Annotated in this window: 14 protein-coding genes; 8 read left to right on the forward strand and 6 right to left on the reverse strand. The window is 72.9% G+C overall.

Going from position 1 to position 14,968, the window contains the following annotated elements; translation table 11 throughout:
* Positions 1 to 34: 34 nt before the first annotated feature.
* Complete coding sequence (locus NOD94_RS00300) at positions 35 to 1,339, reverse strand: extracellular solute-binding protein (RefSeq protein WP_281203606.1); 1,305 nt, start codon at positions 1,337 to 1,339, stop codon at positions 35 to 37.
* A 212-nt stretch (positions 1,340 to 1,551) separates the two neighbouring features.
* Here NOD94_RS00300 and NOD94_RS00305 point away from each other — a divergent pair, with 212 nt between their 5' ends.
* The 3 genes from NOD94_RS00305 to NOD94_RS00315 all read left to right on the forward strand — a co-directional run bounded on the left by NOD94_RS00305 (position 1,552) and on the right by NOD94_RS00315 (position 4,655).
* Positions 1,552 to 2,484: an ROK family protein gene (locus NOD94_RS00305; RefSeq protein ID WP_281203712.1), complete on the forward strand. Its 933-nt coding sequence runs from the start codon at positions 1,552 to 1,554 to the stop codon at positions 2,482 to 2,484.
* Positions 2,484 to 3,635: an N-acetylglucosamine-6-phosphate deacetylase gene (gene nagA, locus NOD94_RS00310; protein WP_281203607.1), complete on the forward strand. Its 1,152-nt coding sequence runs from the start codon at positions 2,484 to 2,486 to the stop codon at positions 3,633 to 3,635. The genes NOD94_RS00305 and nagA overlap by 1 nt, the downstream gene beginning before the upstream one ends.
* 102 nt (positions 3,636 to 3,737) lie before the next feature.
* Positions 3,738 to 4,655, forward strand: coding sequence for a 1-phosphofructokinase family hexose kinase (locus NOD94_RS00315; RefSeq protein WP_281203608.1), 918 nt, complete (start codon positions 3,738 to 3,740; stop codon positions 4,653 to 4,655).
* Between the two features lie 18 nt (positions 4,656 to 4,673).
* Here NOD94_RS00315 and NOD94_RS00320 read toward each other — a convergent pair whose 3' ends face one another.
* Positions 4,674 to 5,696, reverse strand: a complete 1,023-nt coding sequence (locus tag NOD94_RS00320) for a CBM35 domain-containing protein (RefSeq protein ID WP_281203609.1) — start codon at positions 5,694 to 5,696, stop codon at positions 4,674 to 4,676.
* Between the two features lie 68 nt (positions 5,697 to 5,764).
* On the reverse strand, positions 5,765 to 7,477 hold the full coding sequence (cdgB, locus tag NOD94_RS00325; protein WP_281203610.1) for a diguanylate cyclase CdgB: 1,713 nt from the start codon (positions 7,475 to 7,477) through the stop codon (positions 5,765 to 5,767).
* 333 nt (positions 7,478 to 7,810) lie between these two features.
* Here cdgB and NOD94_RS00330 point away from each other — a divergent pair, with 333 nt between their 5' ends.
* Positions 7,811 to 8,362, forward strand: a complete 552-nt coding sequence (locus NOD94_RS00330) for a flavin reductase family protein (protein ID WP_281203713.1) — start codon at positions 7,811 to 7,813, stop codon at positions 8,360 to 8,362.
* 43 nt (positions 8,363 to 8,405) lie between these two features.
* On the opposite strand, the gene arfB is transcribed toward NOD94_RS00330, so the two are convergent.
* Complete coding sequence (gene arfB, locus NOD94_RS00335) at positions 8,406 to 8,831, reverse strand: alternative ribosome rescue aminoacyl-tRNA hydrolase ArfB (RefSeq protein ID WP_281203611.1); 426 nt, start codon at positions 8,829 to 8,831, stop codon at positions 8,406 to 8,408.
* Between the two features lie 152 nt (positions 8,832 to 8,983).
* Between arfB and NOD94_RS00340 the strand changes: the two genes are divergently transcribed.
* Positions 8,984 to 9,559, forward strand: a complete 576-nt coding sequence (locus NOD94_RS00340; protein WP_281203612.1) for a TerD family protein — start codon at positions 8,984 to 8,986, stop codon at positions 9,557 to 9,559.
* 139 nt (positions 9,560 to 9,698) lie between these two features.
* Positions 9,699 to 10,232, forward strand: coding sequence for a GNAT family N-acetyltransferase (locus tag NOD94_RS00345; RefSeq protein WP_281203613.1), 534 nt, complete (start codon positions 9,699 to 9,701; stop codon positions 10,230 to 10,232).
* 24 nt (positions 10,233 to 10,256) lie between these two features.
* Here NOD94_RS00345 and NOD94_RS00350 read toward each other — a convergent pair whose 3' ends face one another.
* Together NOD94_RS00350 and NOD94_RS00355 are read right to left on the reverse strand one after the other, a co-directional pair.
* Entirely contained in the window at positions 10,257 to 11,681 is a 1,425-nt protein-coding gene (locus tag NOD94_RS00350; protein WP_281203614.1) for a M1 family metallopeptidase, read from the reverse strand.
* Between the two features lie 48 nt (positions 11,682 to 11,729).
* Entirely contained in the window at positions 11,730 to 12,290 is a 561-nt protein-coding gene (locus NOD94_RS00355) for a heme-binding protein (RefSeq protein ID WP_281203615.1), read from the reverse strand.
* Between the two features lie 742 nt (positions 12,291 to 13,032).
* Here NOD94_RS00355 and NOD94_RS00360 point away from each other — a divergent pair.
* Entirely contained in the window at positions 13,033 to 14,226 is a 1,194-nt protein-coding gene (locus NOD94_RS00360; RefSeq protein ID WP_281203714.1) for a sensor histidine kinase, read from the forward strand.
* On the forward strand, positions 14,223 to 14,846 hold the full coding sequence (locus NOD94_RS00365; protein ID WP_281203616.1) for a response regulator transcription factor: 624 nt from the start codon (positions 14,223 to 14,225) through the stop codon (positions 14,844 to 14,846). The genes NOD94_RS00360 and NOD94_RS00365 overlap by 4 nt, the downstream gene beginning before the upstream one ends.
* The last annotated feature ends 122 nt before the right edge of the window (positions 14,847 to 14,968 follow it).

Raw genomic sequence — 14,968 nt, forward strand, 5'->3', positions numbered from 1 at the left:
TAACGGCGGCCACCGACACCTGCCGCGCGCCGGGTCAGCGGTCGCCGTCGGCCTTGAGGGCGGACGTCGCGATGTCCTCCAGGACCTTCGCGGGCTGTCCGCCGGGCTGCACGACCTTCCCGATGTTCTCCTTCACGTCCTCGCTGACCCCGGCCCAGGACTTCTTGCCGACGGGGTAGAGCTTGGCGTTGGGCAGGGCCGTGAGGAAGGTCTTCAGCTGGGCGGCGGAGCCCCCGGTGCTCGCGTCCATGGCCCGGTAGCCGCTGGTGGTGACGGGCAGGAGGTCGTACTGGTTGGTGAAGGTCGTCACGTTCTTCGCCGAGTACAGGTGGTCCAGGAACTTCCCGGACTCCTTCTTGTGGCCGTTCTTGAAGGCCATGACCCAGTCGGCGACGCCCATCGTGGAGTGGTCGGTGCCGTCGACGGTCGGCATCTGCACCATGCCGAACTTCACGCCCTTGCCCGCGGCCTGCTTGAGCAGGGTGGGGTGGCCGTTGAGCATGCCGACCTCGCCCCGGGTGAAGGCGTCGAAGGCGGCCTGCCGGTCGAGCTTGCCCGGTTCGACGGAGCCGGTGAGGCCCTGGCCGACCATCCTGTCGCGGAGGAACTCGAAGGCCTTGATGTTCTCCGGGGAGTCGATCTGGTAGCCCTCCTCGTTGTCGGTGTAGCCACCGCCGCCTGAGAGCATCCACATCATCGACTCGGCCTGGGCCTCCTCGCGGCCGAGCGGCACGGCGAGCGGGGTGGGCACGTTCGCGGCCTTGAGCTTCTTGGCGGCCGCCTCCAGGTCCGCCCAGCTCTTGGGCTGCCAGGGGGTCGCGCCGTCCTTGGGTATGACCCCGGCGTCGCCTAGGAGCTTGGTGTTGTAGAAGAGCAGCCGGGTGCTGGCCACGAACGGCATGCCGTACTGGACGCGCTTGACCTTGCCGGCGTCGGCGAGGGGGCCCAGGAAGTCGGCCTCGGTGCTCACGGAGAGCAGTTCGTCGACGGTGTAGAGCTTGTCCGCCTCCGCGTAGTCGGCGTAGGCGCCGATCTGCGCGATGTCGGGGGCCTTGCCCGCCTTGACCATCTCGGCGACCTTGGCGTCGACCTCCGACCAGGAGTAGACGCTGACCTCGACGCGGACGTTCGGGTTGTCCTTCTCGAAGGCCGCCGCGAGGTCCTTCCAGTAGCCCGTCGAGGAGTTCTGCGGATTGTCGCCGTAGTCGGCCGCCACGACCCGCAGGGTCACCTCGTTGTCCCCGGTGACGCTTTCCAGGCTGCCGCAGCCGGTCAGCGTCACGGCGGTCAGACACAGCACGGCGCCGGACGCGGCCAAGCTCAGGTAACGGCCCTTCACGGTTCTCGATCCACCCCTTGTCGTACGTACGATTCGACGTAAGGTCTACACCACTTTGACGGCTCCCTCACACCTGCCGCGCACGCCGTGCCCGGACTGTGTCCGGACCGTAGCCGGACCAAGGTCCCGAATTTGTATGGCCACTCAACAATCCCTCTCAATGGACTAGACCTTTGCCTGCCGAGCACGCGAGACTGTCTCCTGTGAAACCCGTGAAACACGTCATCGCCCTCGATGTGGGCGGCACCGGGATGAAGGCCGCCCTCATCGCCGAGGACGGCACCCTGCTGCACGAGGCGCGCCGCGCCACGGGCCGCGAGCGGGGTCCCGAGGCCGTCGTCGAGACGATCCTGGACTTCGCGTCCGAGCTGCTGGTCCTGGGCCTGGAGCGGTTCGGCACGGCCGCCTCGGCCGCCGGCGTCGCCGTCCCCGGCATCGTCGACGCCGACCGGGGGATCGCCGTGTACGCGGCCAACCTGGGCTGGCGCGACGTACCGATGCGCGAGCTCCTCGGCAGACGCCTCGGCGGCATCCCGGTGGCCCTGGGCCACGACGTGCGCACGGGCGGCCTCGCCGAGGGACGCATCGGCGCGGGCCACGGCGCCGACCGCTTCCTGTTCGTCCCCCTCGGCACCGGCATCGCCGGGGCCATCGGCATCGCCGGGGCCATCGAGGCCGGCGCGCACGGCTACGCGGGCGAGATCGGTCACATCGTGGTGCGGCCCGGCGGACCCGCCTGCGGCTGCGGCCAGCACGGCTGCCTGGAGACCCTGGCCTCCGCCTCCGCCGTCAGTCGCGCCTGGGCGGCCGCGTCCGGCGACCCCGACGCGGACGCGGCGGACTGCGCGAAGGCCGTCGAGTCCGGCGACGCGCGCGCCCGCGAGGTCTGGCTGTCCGCGATCGGCGCCCTCGCCGACGGGCTCGTCACCGCGATCACCCTGCTGGACCCGCGCACGCTGATCATCGGTGGCGGGCTGGCGGAGGCGGGGGAAACCCTGTTCACACCGCTTCGGGCCGCCGTGGAGGAACGCGTGACGTTCCAGCGGCTGCCCGAGATCGTTCCGGCGGCCCTCGGGGACACCGCCGGATGCCTGGGCGCAGGGTTGCTCGCCTGGGACCTACTCGCCACGGAGGTACCTGCCTGATGTCCGGAAGCGCACACAGCACCGTTCTCTCCGGCGCCAGGGTGGTGCTGCCGACCGGCACCGTGGCCAACGGCCGGGTCATCGTCGACGGCGACCGCATCGCGGGCAGCGCCGACGAGGGCGCGCGGCACGTCGACCTGTCCGGGCACTGGATCGTCCCCGGCTTCGTGGACATGCACAACCACGGCGGCGGCGGGGCCTCCTTCACCTCCGGGACCGCCGAGGACGTGCTCAAGGGCGTGCGCACCCACCGCGAGCACGGCACGACGACCCTCGTCGCGTCCACGGTCACCGGCGACCTCGCCGAACTGGCCCGCCGCGCCGGGCTGCTGGCCGAGCTGACCCAGCAGGGCGAGATCGCGGGCATCCACTTCGAGGGGCCGTTCATCAACCCCTGCCGCAAGGGCGCGCACAAGGAGGAACTCCTGCGCGACCCCGACCCGGCCGAGGTCCGCAAGCTGATCGACGCCGCGCACGGCGCCGCCCGCATGTTCACCCTGGCGACCGAACTGCCGGGCGGGCTGGACTCCGTACGGCTGCTGGCCGAGCACGGCGTCATCGCCGCGATCGGCCACACGGACTCCACGTACGACCAGACCCGGCAGGCCATCGACGCCGGCGCCACCGTCGCCACCCACCTGTACAACGCGATGCCGGGCCTGGAACACCGCGCCCCCGGTCCCATCGCGGCACTGCTGGAGGACGAGCGGGTCACCGTCGAGCTGATCAACGACGGCACCCACCTGCACCCGGCGATGCTGGAACTGGCCTTCCACCACGCGGGCGCCCACCGCGTCGCGCTGATCACCGACGCCATGGACGCGGCCGGCTTCGGCGACGGCACCTACCATCTCGGCCCGCTGGAGGTGGAGGTCAAGGACGGTGTCGCCCGGCTCGTGGAGGGCGGTTCCATCGCCGGCTCCACCCTCACCCTGGACACCGCCTTCAAGCGGTCGGTGACGCTGGACCGGCTCCCCGTCGAATCCGTCGTCCAGGCGATCTCCGCCAACCCGGCCAAGCTGCTCGGCCTGTACGACCAGGTCGGTTCGCTGGACCCGGGCAAGTACGCCGACCTCGTCGTCCTGGACGCCGAGTTCGACGTCAAGGGCGTCATGCGGCGCGGCGAATGGATCGTCGCCCCGACCGCCTGAGAGGCGTTCCGGCCGTACGGACGGAGGCCCTCGGCCCGTGGGACTGGGCTGACCGGCCTCCGTTTGGCATGATCCCGGCACACACCGAAACCGGGACTGGTCATGATCCTCACCGTGACGCTCAACACCGCGCTCGACATCACCCACCGGGTGCCGAGACTGCGTCCGCACACCACCCACCGGGTCGCCGTCGTCGCCGAACGCCCGGGCGGCAAGGGCCTGAACGTGGCCCGGGTGCTCGCCGCGCTCGGCCACGAGGTCACGGCGACGGGCTTCGCGGGCGGCCCCGCCGGCACGGTCGTCCGCGAACTGCTGGCCGCCTCGCCCGGAGTGGTCGACGCCCTGCTCCCCTGCGCGGGCGGCACCCGCCGCACCCTGGCCGTCGTCGACGAAACCACCGGCGACACCACGCAGTTCAACGAACCCGGACCGCAGATCACCGCCACCGAGTGGGCCGCGTTCCTCGCGCACTACGCCGAACTCGTCGCCGGGGCCCGGGCGGTGGCCCTGTGCGGCAGCCTGCCGCCGGGCGTGCCGGTCGGCGCGTACGCGGCCCTCGTACGGTCGGCCCGCGCGGCCGGCGTCCCCGTACTCCTGGACACCGGCGGTGAGGCCCTGCGCCGGGGGATCGCCGCCCGGCCCGAGATGATCAAGCCGAACGCCGCCGAGCTCGCCGAGCTGACGGGCTCCCGGGACCCGCTCCCCGCCACCCGCGACGCCCGCCGCCGGGGCGCCCACGCGGTGATCACCTCGCTCGGCCCGGCCGGCCTCCTCGCCGCCACCCCGCACGGCACCTGGCGCGCGACCCCGCCCCGCCCCCTGACCGGCAACCCGACGGGCGCGGGCGACTCCGCCGTCGCCGGCCTGCTGTCCGCCCTGACCGAGGGCCTCGACTGGCCGGCCCGCCTCACCCGCGCGGTGGCCCTCTCGGCGGCGACGGTCCACGCCCCGACGGCGGGCGAATTCGACCCCCGCACCTACGAGGAGGTACGGGGGTCGGTTCGGGTCACGGCCGACTAGGGCCGGCGGGCCGGTGGATCAGCCCTGTTCGAGCCAGAGCTGGTCGATGTTGACGTTGCACTTGTTGCCGGCCTCGCACGACAGCTTGATCGTGTTCGTGCCCTTGTTCAGGTTGACCTGACCCCAGGTGGTCTGCCACCCCTTCTCCCAGTCGCCCTTCGGCGAGTTGGCGAAGTTCCGCATGTTCAGCGGCGTGGTGTTGGCCTTGCCGTTCACGGTCAGGGTGGCGTTGGCGTCCTCACCCGGGATGCCGAAGCGCACGTAGTAGCGGTAGACGCCGCCCTTGGGCAGCTCCAGGGTCCAGGTCAGCGCGGCGCCGGGCTGGTTGAAGTTGCCGACGTACTGACCGCCGCTGCTCTTGGAACCCGGAACCGTGGTCTGGAGGACCGCGCCACCGGTGAGCGCCATGCCGGCGCCTGCCGCCTCGCCCTTCGGCAGCGGGACCGCCGGGCTCTGCGACGGCGCGCTCGGCTTGGGCGAGTCGGACACCTCGGGCTGCGGGGCCGCCGACTGGCCCGGGTCCGGGTTCGCCTGGTCCTTCTTCTCGTCGTCCTTGCCGAAGACCACCGCCGCGCCGATGCCGATCGCGACCGCGGCGACGACCGCCACCGCCGCGATGAGCAGGCCCTTGCGGCTGGAGCCGCCGCCGTTGCCACGACCGCCGCCACCGCCCGGGGGCTGGATCGTCTGGGTCCGGTCCTGCGGGGACGGCTGCTGCGGAACGCCGTAGCCGCCGGCCTGGAGCGCCTCCGGTGCCTGGTACTGGGCCTGGTAGGACTGCGGCTGGGCGGGGACGGGGCCGCGCTGGCCGCCGTAGGTCCGCTCACCGACCGTACGCACCTGGTTGTACGAGGTCCGGGGGACGCCGGGCTGCGCGCCGGCCTGACCACCGCCCGCGGGACCGGGGTAGCCGTACCCACCACCCGAACCGGGCGGGGTGGCTCCGGCGGCCTGGCCGTCCGCGTAGAGGTAGCCGAACGGATCGTCGTCCTCGGGCTGGTTCGCCCCACCGTGCGGGCCGTTGTTCGCGGGCGTCGTCATCGCAGGTCACTCCTTTCGACCCACGGGAGCCTACCCCGAACACGTGCGCCCACGGGCGGTCGATCCACTCAGCCGGCCCTGCGGTGCGCCTTGGAGCGGGACCGCTTCTCGATGTACATCCGCTGGTCGGCGGAGCGCAGCACCTCGTCGGCGGACATCCCGCAGCTGGCCCAGCCGATCCCGAAACTCGCCCCCACGCGCACCGCGCGCCCGTCCACCCGGATCGGCGGAATGATCGCGTTGCGCAGCCGAACGGCGAGGTCGGCGGCGTCGGCGGCACCCAGCCCGTCGGCGAGGACGACGAATTCGTCACCACCCAGCCGGGCGACGGTGTCCCCGTCCCTGACGCCGGTCGTCAGCCTCCGCGCCACCTCGATCAGGACGGCGTCACCGGTGTGGTGCCCGAACCGGTCGTTGATCGACTTGAAGCCGTCGAGGTCGCAGAAGAGCACCGCGAGCCCCTTCGTCCCGTCGTCGACGTCCGTGGCGGGGGCGACGGTGTGCACGTGGTGGTCGTACGGGCCCTCCGGGCGCGCGGGGGCCGCGCCGGGGAATTCGGGGAAGTCGGGGAAGTCGACGGGGGCGGCGCCGGGGTACCCGTGGGGAGCGTCGGGCTGAAAGCCGTGCTCGACGGCACCACCCGCCTCGGGCCGCGCCTCGAAGGCCGCGTCGAGCGCTTCGACGGCCGTGGCCAGCACCGATTGCGGCCGCCGGCACAACCGGGCGCCGAGCCGGGAGCGCAGCTCGGCGCTGTTGGGCAGGCCGGTCAGGGAGTCGTGGCTGGCCCGGTGCGCGAGCTGGAGCTCGTGCCGCTTGCGTTCCTCGATGTCCTCGACGTGGGTGAGCAGGAAGCGGGGCCCGTCGGCGGCGTCCGCGACGACGGAGTTGCGCAGCGAGACCCATACGTACGTGCCGTCGCGCCGCCCGAGGCGGAGCTCGGCGCGGCCGCCCTCGGCCGAGGTGCGCAGCAGGGTCCCGATGTCCTCGGGGTGGACGAGGTCGGAGAAGGAGTAGCGGCGCAGGACGGAGGCGGGCCGGCCGAGCAGGCGACAGAGCGCGTCGTTGGTGCGGAGCAGCCGGCCGTGCTGGTCCCCGCCCATCTCGGCGATGGCCATGCCGCTGGGCGCGTACTCGAAGGCCTGGCGGAAGGACTCCTCGCTGGCGCGCAGCGCCTGCTGCTCCCGTTCCAGCCGGACGAGGGCCCGTTGCATGTTCGCGCGGAGCCTCGCGTTGCTGATCGCAATGGCCGCTTGGAAGGCGTACATCTGGAGCGCTTCGCGGCCCCAGGCGCCGGGTCGGCGGCCGTTGCGGGGTCTGTCCACCGAGATGACGCCGAGGAGTTCCCCGCCGGTCGCGTACATGGGGGCGTAGAGCCGGTCCTCGGGGTGCCATTCGTCCTCGAACCGCGGGTCGGGGCCGTCGGTGTGCCACTGGGGGACGTCGTCCTCCAGCAGGACCCAGCCCTCGGTGTGCGGGATGAAGCGGAGGCCGTCCCAGTCCTCGCCCATGGTCAGCCGGCGGTCCCAGGAGGGGCGGGAGCCGACCCGGCCCGTGATCAGGGCTTCCGCGGCGGGGTCCCCGGCGAATGCCGCGACGACCAGATCTCCGTCAGGGCGTACGAGGTTGACACAGGCGAGCTCGTAGCCGAGGCCCACGACGATGCCGTCCACGACGGTCTGCAGGGTGTCCGCCAAGCTCCGGGCCGTATTGAGCTCGGCCACCACCTGGTGCAGCTGCCGCAGGGTCGCAAGACGGACGTACGGCTCCGACTCGGTCTCCATTGCTCGCTCTCCCCGAGACCTCGACAGCAACTCCAGGTTTGTCATCGGCGTTTCGTTGCGGTGTCCCGTCCACTGAATCACAGTGAGCTGTGCGGCAGGTACACAGGGTCAACAAATCTTGCTCTCTGTGACTCAAGTCACATGAGATGAACAACAGGCCGGACAGGGGGCCTTGTTGAGTGGGAGCGCTCCCTGTCCTTCCCCGGAGCAAACGATACGCCCGGGCCTAGGCCGAGGGGCGGGGACGCGGCTCGGACCAGCGCCCGATGTGCGGCGCACAACGGTGGGACTAGCGTTCCCCACGTGCCGAAAACGAGCCCGAGCCCCGTACCCCTGACCGCGCCGGAAGGCGGCACCCCTCATCCTGAGGGGGTGAGCAACGACGAGTTCCGGGCGGCCATGTCCCGGCTGGCGGCGGGCGTGTGCCTGATCACCGCGCACGAACCGGCCCTGACGGCGGACGGACCGCGCGGGGAGGACGTCGGCATGACCGCGACGGCCTTCATGTCCGTGTCCCTGGACCCGCCGCTGGTCCTGGTGAGCCTGCGCGAGGGCTCGCGGATGGACGACCTGCTGGCGGAGCAGCCGCTGTGGGCCGTGTCCGTCCTCGCGGACTCCCAGCTCCAGGTCGCGGGCCGGTTCGCGATGAAGGGCCGGATCAGCGACCGGCTGCTGTTCGAGGGCGTGCCGTGGGTGCGGGGCGAGGTCTCCGGTTCCCCGCTGCTGACGGGCGCGCTCGCCACGCTGGAGTGCCGTACGGAGTCCCGGGTCGAGGCGGGCGACCACACGCTGGTCATCGGCCGCGTCCTGACCGCCGCGCTGCCGGTCCCCGACGCGCCGCCCCTGACGCACTTCCGGGGCCGCTACCGGCACCTCGCGCCGTAGCGGGCGACGGCCCCGACCCCGGCCCCGGAGGGGCGTTGCGCTCCTACCAGTCCCGGCCGGTGCGGCCGCGCTTCGTCTCGCCGCGGGCCTTCTTCTCCCGCAGGCGCCGCTCGTTGATGCCGCGCGGGATCCTCGTCGCCCGGCGGGCCTTCGGCGGCGGGGCCGTGGCCTCCGCCAGCAGCGAGGCCAGCCTGACCAGCGCCATCTCCCGGTTGCGCAGCTGCGAGCGGTGCTCGGAGGCCCGCACGGTCACCACGCCGTCGACCAGGCGGGACGCGAGCCGCTCCAGCGCCCGCTCCTTCCACACGTCCGGCAGGGCCTTGGTGGCGGCCACGTCGAACAGCAGCTCCACCCGGGAGTCCGAGGTGTTCACGTGCTGCCCGCCCGGCCCGGAGGAACGCGAGAACCGCCAGGCGAGCTCCGACTCGGGGAGCACGACAGAACCGCGGATGACATAGGGACCAGGCATGCCCCCTATGATCCGTGCCCGCGGCCGGTCCGTCACTCACATTTCACGGAGCGACTCGCCCGGGAACCCCGCGGGTACCCGGGCGCGTTAGAGAAGTCAGCGGTACTTTGACCGCCTGTACGTGCGTACTGGATGAGGAAAGGGACAATCCCATGGCTGTCAGCCTGTCCAAGGGCGGCAACGTCTCGCTCTCGAAGGAGGCCCCCGGCCTCGCTGCCGTCACGGTCGGCCTCGGCTGGGACACCCGCACCACCACCGGTGTGGACTTCGACCTCGACGCGTCGGCCATCGCGGTGAACGCGACGGGCAAGGTCGTCTCCGACGGCCACTTCGTCTTCTTCAACAACAAGTCCACCCCGGACCAGACCATCGTCCACACCGGTGACAACCGCACCGGCGAGGGCGCGGGCGACGACGAGGCCATCAACGTCAACCTCGCGGGCCTCCCCGCCGACGTCGACAAGATCGTCTTCCCGGTCTCCATCTACGACGCCGAGTCCCGCAGCCAGAACTTCGGCCAGGTCCGCAACGCGTACATCCGCGTCGTGAACCAGGCCGGCGGCACCGAGATCGCGCGCTACGACCTCTCCGAGGACGCGGCCACCGAGACCGCCATGGTCTTCGGCGAGCTCTACCGCAGCGGCGCCGAGTGGAAGTTCCGCGCGGTCGGCCAGGGCTACGCCTCCGGCCTCACCGGCATCGCCCAGGACTTCGGCGTCAACGTCTGACGAACGGCGTCCCGAGTCGACCGCCGGACGTTCGACCGTCCGGCGGCCCGACGTCCGACCGGACTCCGGTCGACGGCATAGCCGCTGGTGAAGCCCCCTCCCCACCGTCCGGGGCGGGGGCTTCGCTACCGTTCCACAGGTGATCCTCCAACCGCTCGTCCCCGTGGACGGCGCCCTGCCCGGGCCGGTCCTCACCGAAATCGCCACGCTCTACGCGACGAACCACGCGTTCTTCGAGATCAGCGGCGACTTCCCCGACCCCGCCCGCATCACCGTCGAACAGGTCGCGGCCTCCCTCGCCGACGAACTCGCCCACGACGGCGCCGAAGTGCTGCTGGCCCGCTCCGCCGGCCGCCTCGTCGGCCTGGCCGTGACCCTCGACCGGCATCCCGATCCGGCGTCCGAGGACCCGGACCCGTGGATCGGTCTGCTGCTCATCGACTCCACCGCGCACCGCGCGGGCCACGGCCGTTCCGTCGCCACCGCCGTCGAGGACCGCTTCCGCGCCGCGGGACGGACCGGCGTCCGGCTCGCCGTCCTCGAAGCGAACACCAAGGCGCTCGCCTTCTGGCAGGCCCAGGGATACACGGTCCTGCGCCACGCCAAGGACCGCGAACTGGGCCGCCCCTGCACCGTGATGCGCAAGGCCCTGACACCGGACGCGGGGGCGTGACCGGCGGCTGAGCAGGGGGTGCGACTACGGGGCCCCGGGGCGGTCCTCGCCGTACAGCCACACGTCCCAGACCTTCTTCAGGTCGTGTCCCGTGTGCCGCTGCGCGTACGCCGTGAAGTCCGCGGTGCTCGCGTTCCCGTGCCGGTGGTCGGCGGCCCAGCCGCGCAGCAGGGCGAAGAACTTCTCGTCGCCGACCTCCTGCCGGATCCGGTGCAGCACCATCGCGCCCCGCACGTACACCGGATCACCCGAGATGTGCTCCGGCCCCGGTGGCGCGGCCGGCGGGAAGGCGTCCCACTCCGAGTCGGCGGCCTGGTCGACGGAGGTGTCACCGTCGAGGATGGCCTGGAAGCGGCGCTGCGCGGTCGGGCCGCCGTGCTCCTCGGCCCACATCCACTCGGCGTAGGTGGCGAAGCCCTCGTTCAGCCACATGTCCTTCCAGGACTTGGGCGAGACCGAGTTGCCGAACCACTGGTGGGCCAGCTCGTGGAGGATGAGGTTCTCGTCGGGCGCCCCGGGATAGACGGGCTTGGTCTGCGTCTCCAGCGCGTACCCGAGGGTCCCGCCCGGCAGCACGATCGTGCCGACGGAGGCGAAGGGGTACGGGCCGAACTTCGCGCTGCCCCACTCCACGATCTCCGGCAGCCGCGCCAGCGCGGGCGCGCTCTTCTGCGCCTCCTCGGGCGTCACCGCGTTGTAGACGGGGATGCCCGAGGGGGTCCGGCCGGTCGTGACGTCGAACTTCCCGATGGCGGCGGTCGCCAGGTAACTGGCCATCGGCTCGGCGCTGTGCCAGACGAACTCCGTCCGCCCGTCCGCCACGTCCGTACGCGAACGCAACGCGCCGTTGGACACCGCCTCGTAACCCTTGGGGACGGTCAGCGCGATGTCGTAGGTGGCCTTGTCGCCGGGGTGGTGGTTCCCCGGGAACCAGCCCATCGACCCGATCGGCTCCCCGACGCCGACCGCCCCGTCGGCCGTCGCGATCCAGCCCTCCTCGGAGCCGTCGGGATCCACCACGGGCTTGGGCCGGCCGGAGTAGTCGATCTCCGTGCGGAAGACCTCGCCCTTCTTCAGGTCCTTCGCGGGCCGCACCGTCAGCTCGGTGCCGCTCCGGTTGTAGCGGGCTCCGGTGCCCTGCACGTCCACGCCTTCGACCTTGAGGCCGCTGAAGTCCAGATTGAAGGAGCTGAGCCCCTGCTCGGCGCGGGCGGTGATGACGGCCGTGCCGTGCAGCTGCCCGTCGGCGGGGTCGTAGGCGAGGTCGAGGTCGTAGTGCTCGACCTGGTAGCCGCCGTTGCCCGCCCGGGGGAAGAACGGGTCGCGGACCCCGGACGCGCCGGGCCGCCCCTGCACCGTGGAGCCCGTACACCCCGTGGCCAGGACGGCGACGGAGAGGACGGCTGCGACGGTGGGGGCGGCGAGGCGGGTGAGCCGGGGGTGTTCCACGGACTCGATCCTAAGCGCGGGCGCGGGGGCCCGGCCGGGAGCCGTGGACTACTTGTCCAGGGCGTCGACACCGGCCTTGGCGAACTTCTCGTCCAGGTCACCGCTCGGGGCACCGGCCACGCCGACGCCGGCGACCGGGGCGCCCTTGAACTGGACCGGGGTGCCGCCGCCGAGGAACAGGGTGCCCGGGATGTCCTTCAGGTTCGGGGTCTGCGCGAGGCGGCCCGCGAGGACGGAGGTCGGGGCGTTCCAGGACACGGCGGTGTAGGCCTTGCGCTGCGCGGACTCGTAGGACTGCGGGCCCGCGCCGTCGCCGCGCAGGGTGACGATGGTGTTGCCGTTGCGGTCGACCACCGCGACCGTCACCTTCTGGTTCTCCTTCGCGGCGGCCTGCAGCGCGGCCTGGGCGGCGCGGGACGCGGCTTCGACGGTGAGGTGCGTCGAGGTGGTGAAGTTCTTGTCGTCGCTCTTCTTCGCGGCGGGCGCGGCGGCCTCGGCGGAGGCGGGGGCGGACGCGGGGGTCGCGCTCGCGCTGACGGCACCGAACGTCCCGGCACCGAGGGCGAGGGCGAGGGCGGTACCGGTGAGGACGCGGGTGCGGGTGTTCATGTCTGCTCCTGGTGGTGGGAGGGGCGGGCGCCGGCTGGCTCGTTCTCCGCTGCTTCAAGACTCGACCCGGAACCGCCCCCGCCCCGTCGCCGTACCGGCTCCCGACGGCCACCGCACCGGCTGACCCGGGGGTCAACCGATCGGCCGATGCGCCACCCCCCTCGGCCCGGTTCTCCTGGTCGGTACCGCCCGACCGGCACCGCCCGGACGCCACCGCCTGAGCGGCACCGCCCGGACGCGACCGCCTGGGCGGGACGGCCCGGACGCCACCGCCTGGGCAGGACCGCCCGGACGCCACCGCCTGAGCGGGACCGCCCGGACGCCACCACCTGAGCGGGACCGCCCGGACGCCACCGCCTGAGCGGGACCGCCCGGACGCCACCACCTGAGCGGGACCGCCCGGACGCCACCACCTGGGCAGGACCGCCCGGGTTGGCCTCCGGGCGCGACCGCCTGAGCGACACGCCGCCTTCCCGACCCGGGCGGAACCGGTCGCCGGGGCCCGGGGCCCCGGAGCCCGCAGTCCGGGGTCCGGGGTCCAGGCCCCGGGCCCCGGGCCGCCGCCCCGCCGGGGCGAGGCCCGCCCCGTCCCCCGCCCGGCCAGGGCAGGGGCAAGATGGATACCACCCCCAGCCCCAGGAGCCCCGCCGTGAGCCACATTCCGCGGCCGCACCCCGCCTCCGGTGCCGATGCCGGTGCCGGTGCCGGTGCAGATCCAGACACCCGCGCCCTGGCCACCGTCATGCACGCGGCGTTCTTCCTCCTCCTCGGCGCGTCGGTGGCCCGTTTCCTCCTGCGTCACCCCGGCGAGCCCCGCACCCCCTGGGTCCTCGCCCTCAGCATCGCGCTGTCCCTGCTGTACGTCCTCGGCCCCGTCGTCGGAGCCACCCGCACGCCCGGCCCCCTCGACCGCGGCACCACAGGGACCGTCACCCGCCCGCCCGGTCGGGGCCGGCAGGCCACCGGTCCGACCCTGCGCCGGCGGATCTGGCTCGGCCTGGTGGTCGCGACCTGGGTGGTGCTGGTGGTCCTCGCGCCGAGCTTCGCCTGGTGCGCCGTACCGCTGTTCTTCACCGCCCTGCGCACCCTCCCCCCGCGCGCCGCGATCGTCCTGGTCGCCCTGCTCACGGCGTTCGTCGTCGCCGCGCAGGTGCGGCTGTCCACGACCTTCGACCCGAACCTGTTCCTCGCCCCACCCGCCGTGGCCGCGCTCGCCACCGCCGTCTTCGTCCACATGGAGCGCCAGACGCAGGCCCAGCGCGCGCTCATCGACGACCTGATCCGGACCCGCCGCGAGCTGGCCGCCACCGAACGCCGCGAGGGCACCCTCGCCGAGCGGCAGCGGCTGTCCATGGAGATCCACGACACCCTGGCGCAGCACCTGTCCAGCCAACAGATGCTGCTCCAGGCCGCCGACCGGACCTGGGAGAGCGACCCGGGCACCGCCCGCGCGCACGTCCGTACCGCCACCGACATCACCGCGCGCGGCCTGGCCGAGGCACGCCGCCTCGTGCACGACCTGGCCCCGCCCGAGCTGGAGAACGGTGCGGGCCTCGCCGACGCCCTGCGCGCCCTGGACGCCGGCCCGGACATCGCCGTCCGCTTCCACCTGGAGGGCACCGCGGCGCCGCTCCCGGACCGCGCCGAATCCGCGCTCCTGCGCATCGCCCAGGGCGCCCTGTCCAACATCCGCGAGCACTCGGGCGCGCGTACGGCGGCCCTCACCCTGAGCTTCCTCGGCGACCAGGTCGTCCTGGACATCGCCGACGACGGCGACGGTTTCACGGAGCCCCGCAGCGCCGGCCCCGACCGCGGCCACGGCCTCCCGGCGATCCGCGCCCGCGTGCGCCAGCTCGGCGGGACCCTCACCATCGAATCGACCCCGGGCGAGGGCACCGTCCTCTCGGCCTCGATCCCCCTGGAGCCCACAGGATGACGACGATCCTCCTCTGCGACGACCACGTAGTGGTCCGCGCCGGCCTGCTCGCCCTGCTGGGCAGCGAGCCGGACATCGAGGTGCTCGGCGAGGCGGGCAGCGGCGAGGAGGCGGTGGCACTGGCCGCGAAACTCCGCCCGGACGTCGTCCTGATGGACCTCCAGCTGGGCGAGGGCATCGACGGGGTCGAAGCCACGCGCCGCATCACGGCCCTGCCCGACCCCCCGTACGTCCTGGTCCTCACCACGTACGACACGGACGCCGACATCACCCGCGCCATCGGCGCCGGCGCCACCGGCTACCTCCTCAAGGCGGAACGGCCCGAGGAGCTCTTCGCCGCCATCCACTCGGCGGCGGCGGGCCGTACGACGCTCTCCGCGCCGGTCGCGAGCCGGGTCATGGCCCACATGCGCGGCTCCCGACCCACCCTCACGGACCGGGAACTGGACATCCTGGGCCAGCTGGCCCGCGGCCTCGGCAACCGCGACATCGCCCGCGCCCTGTTCATCAGCGAGGCCACCGTCAAGACCCACCTGGGCCGCATCTACGACAAACTCGGCGTCGACACCCGCGCGGGCGCCGTGGCGGTGGCCAAGGAACAACGCCTCCTGCCGTCCTGAGCGGGGGCGCGGTACCGGGCCGGACACACACGGGCCCCCGCCCCCGCCTCACGCCCCCACCCCACGGCCTCCCCCATGCCCTCCCCCGCGGCGACCGGCAGCAGCCGGTACTCCGCCCCCTC

The organism is Streptomyces sp. Isolate_45, from assembly GCF_024721315.2.
In the GTDB taxonomy this organism is placed as follows: domain Bacteria; phylum Actinomycetota; class Actinomycetes; order Streptomycetales; family Streptomycetaceae; genus Streptomyces.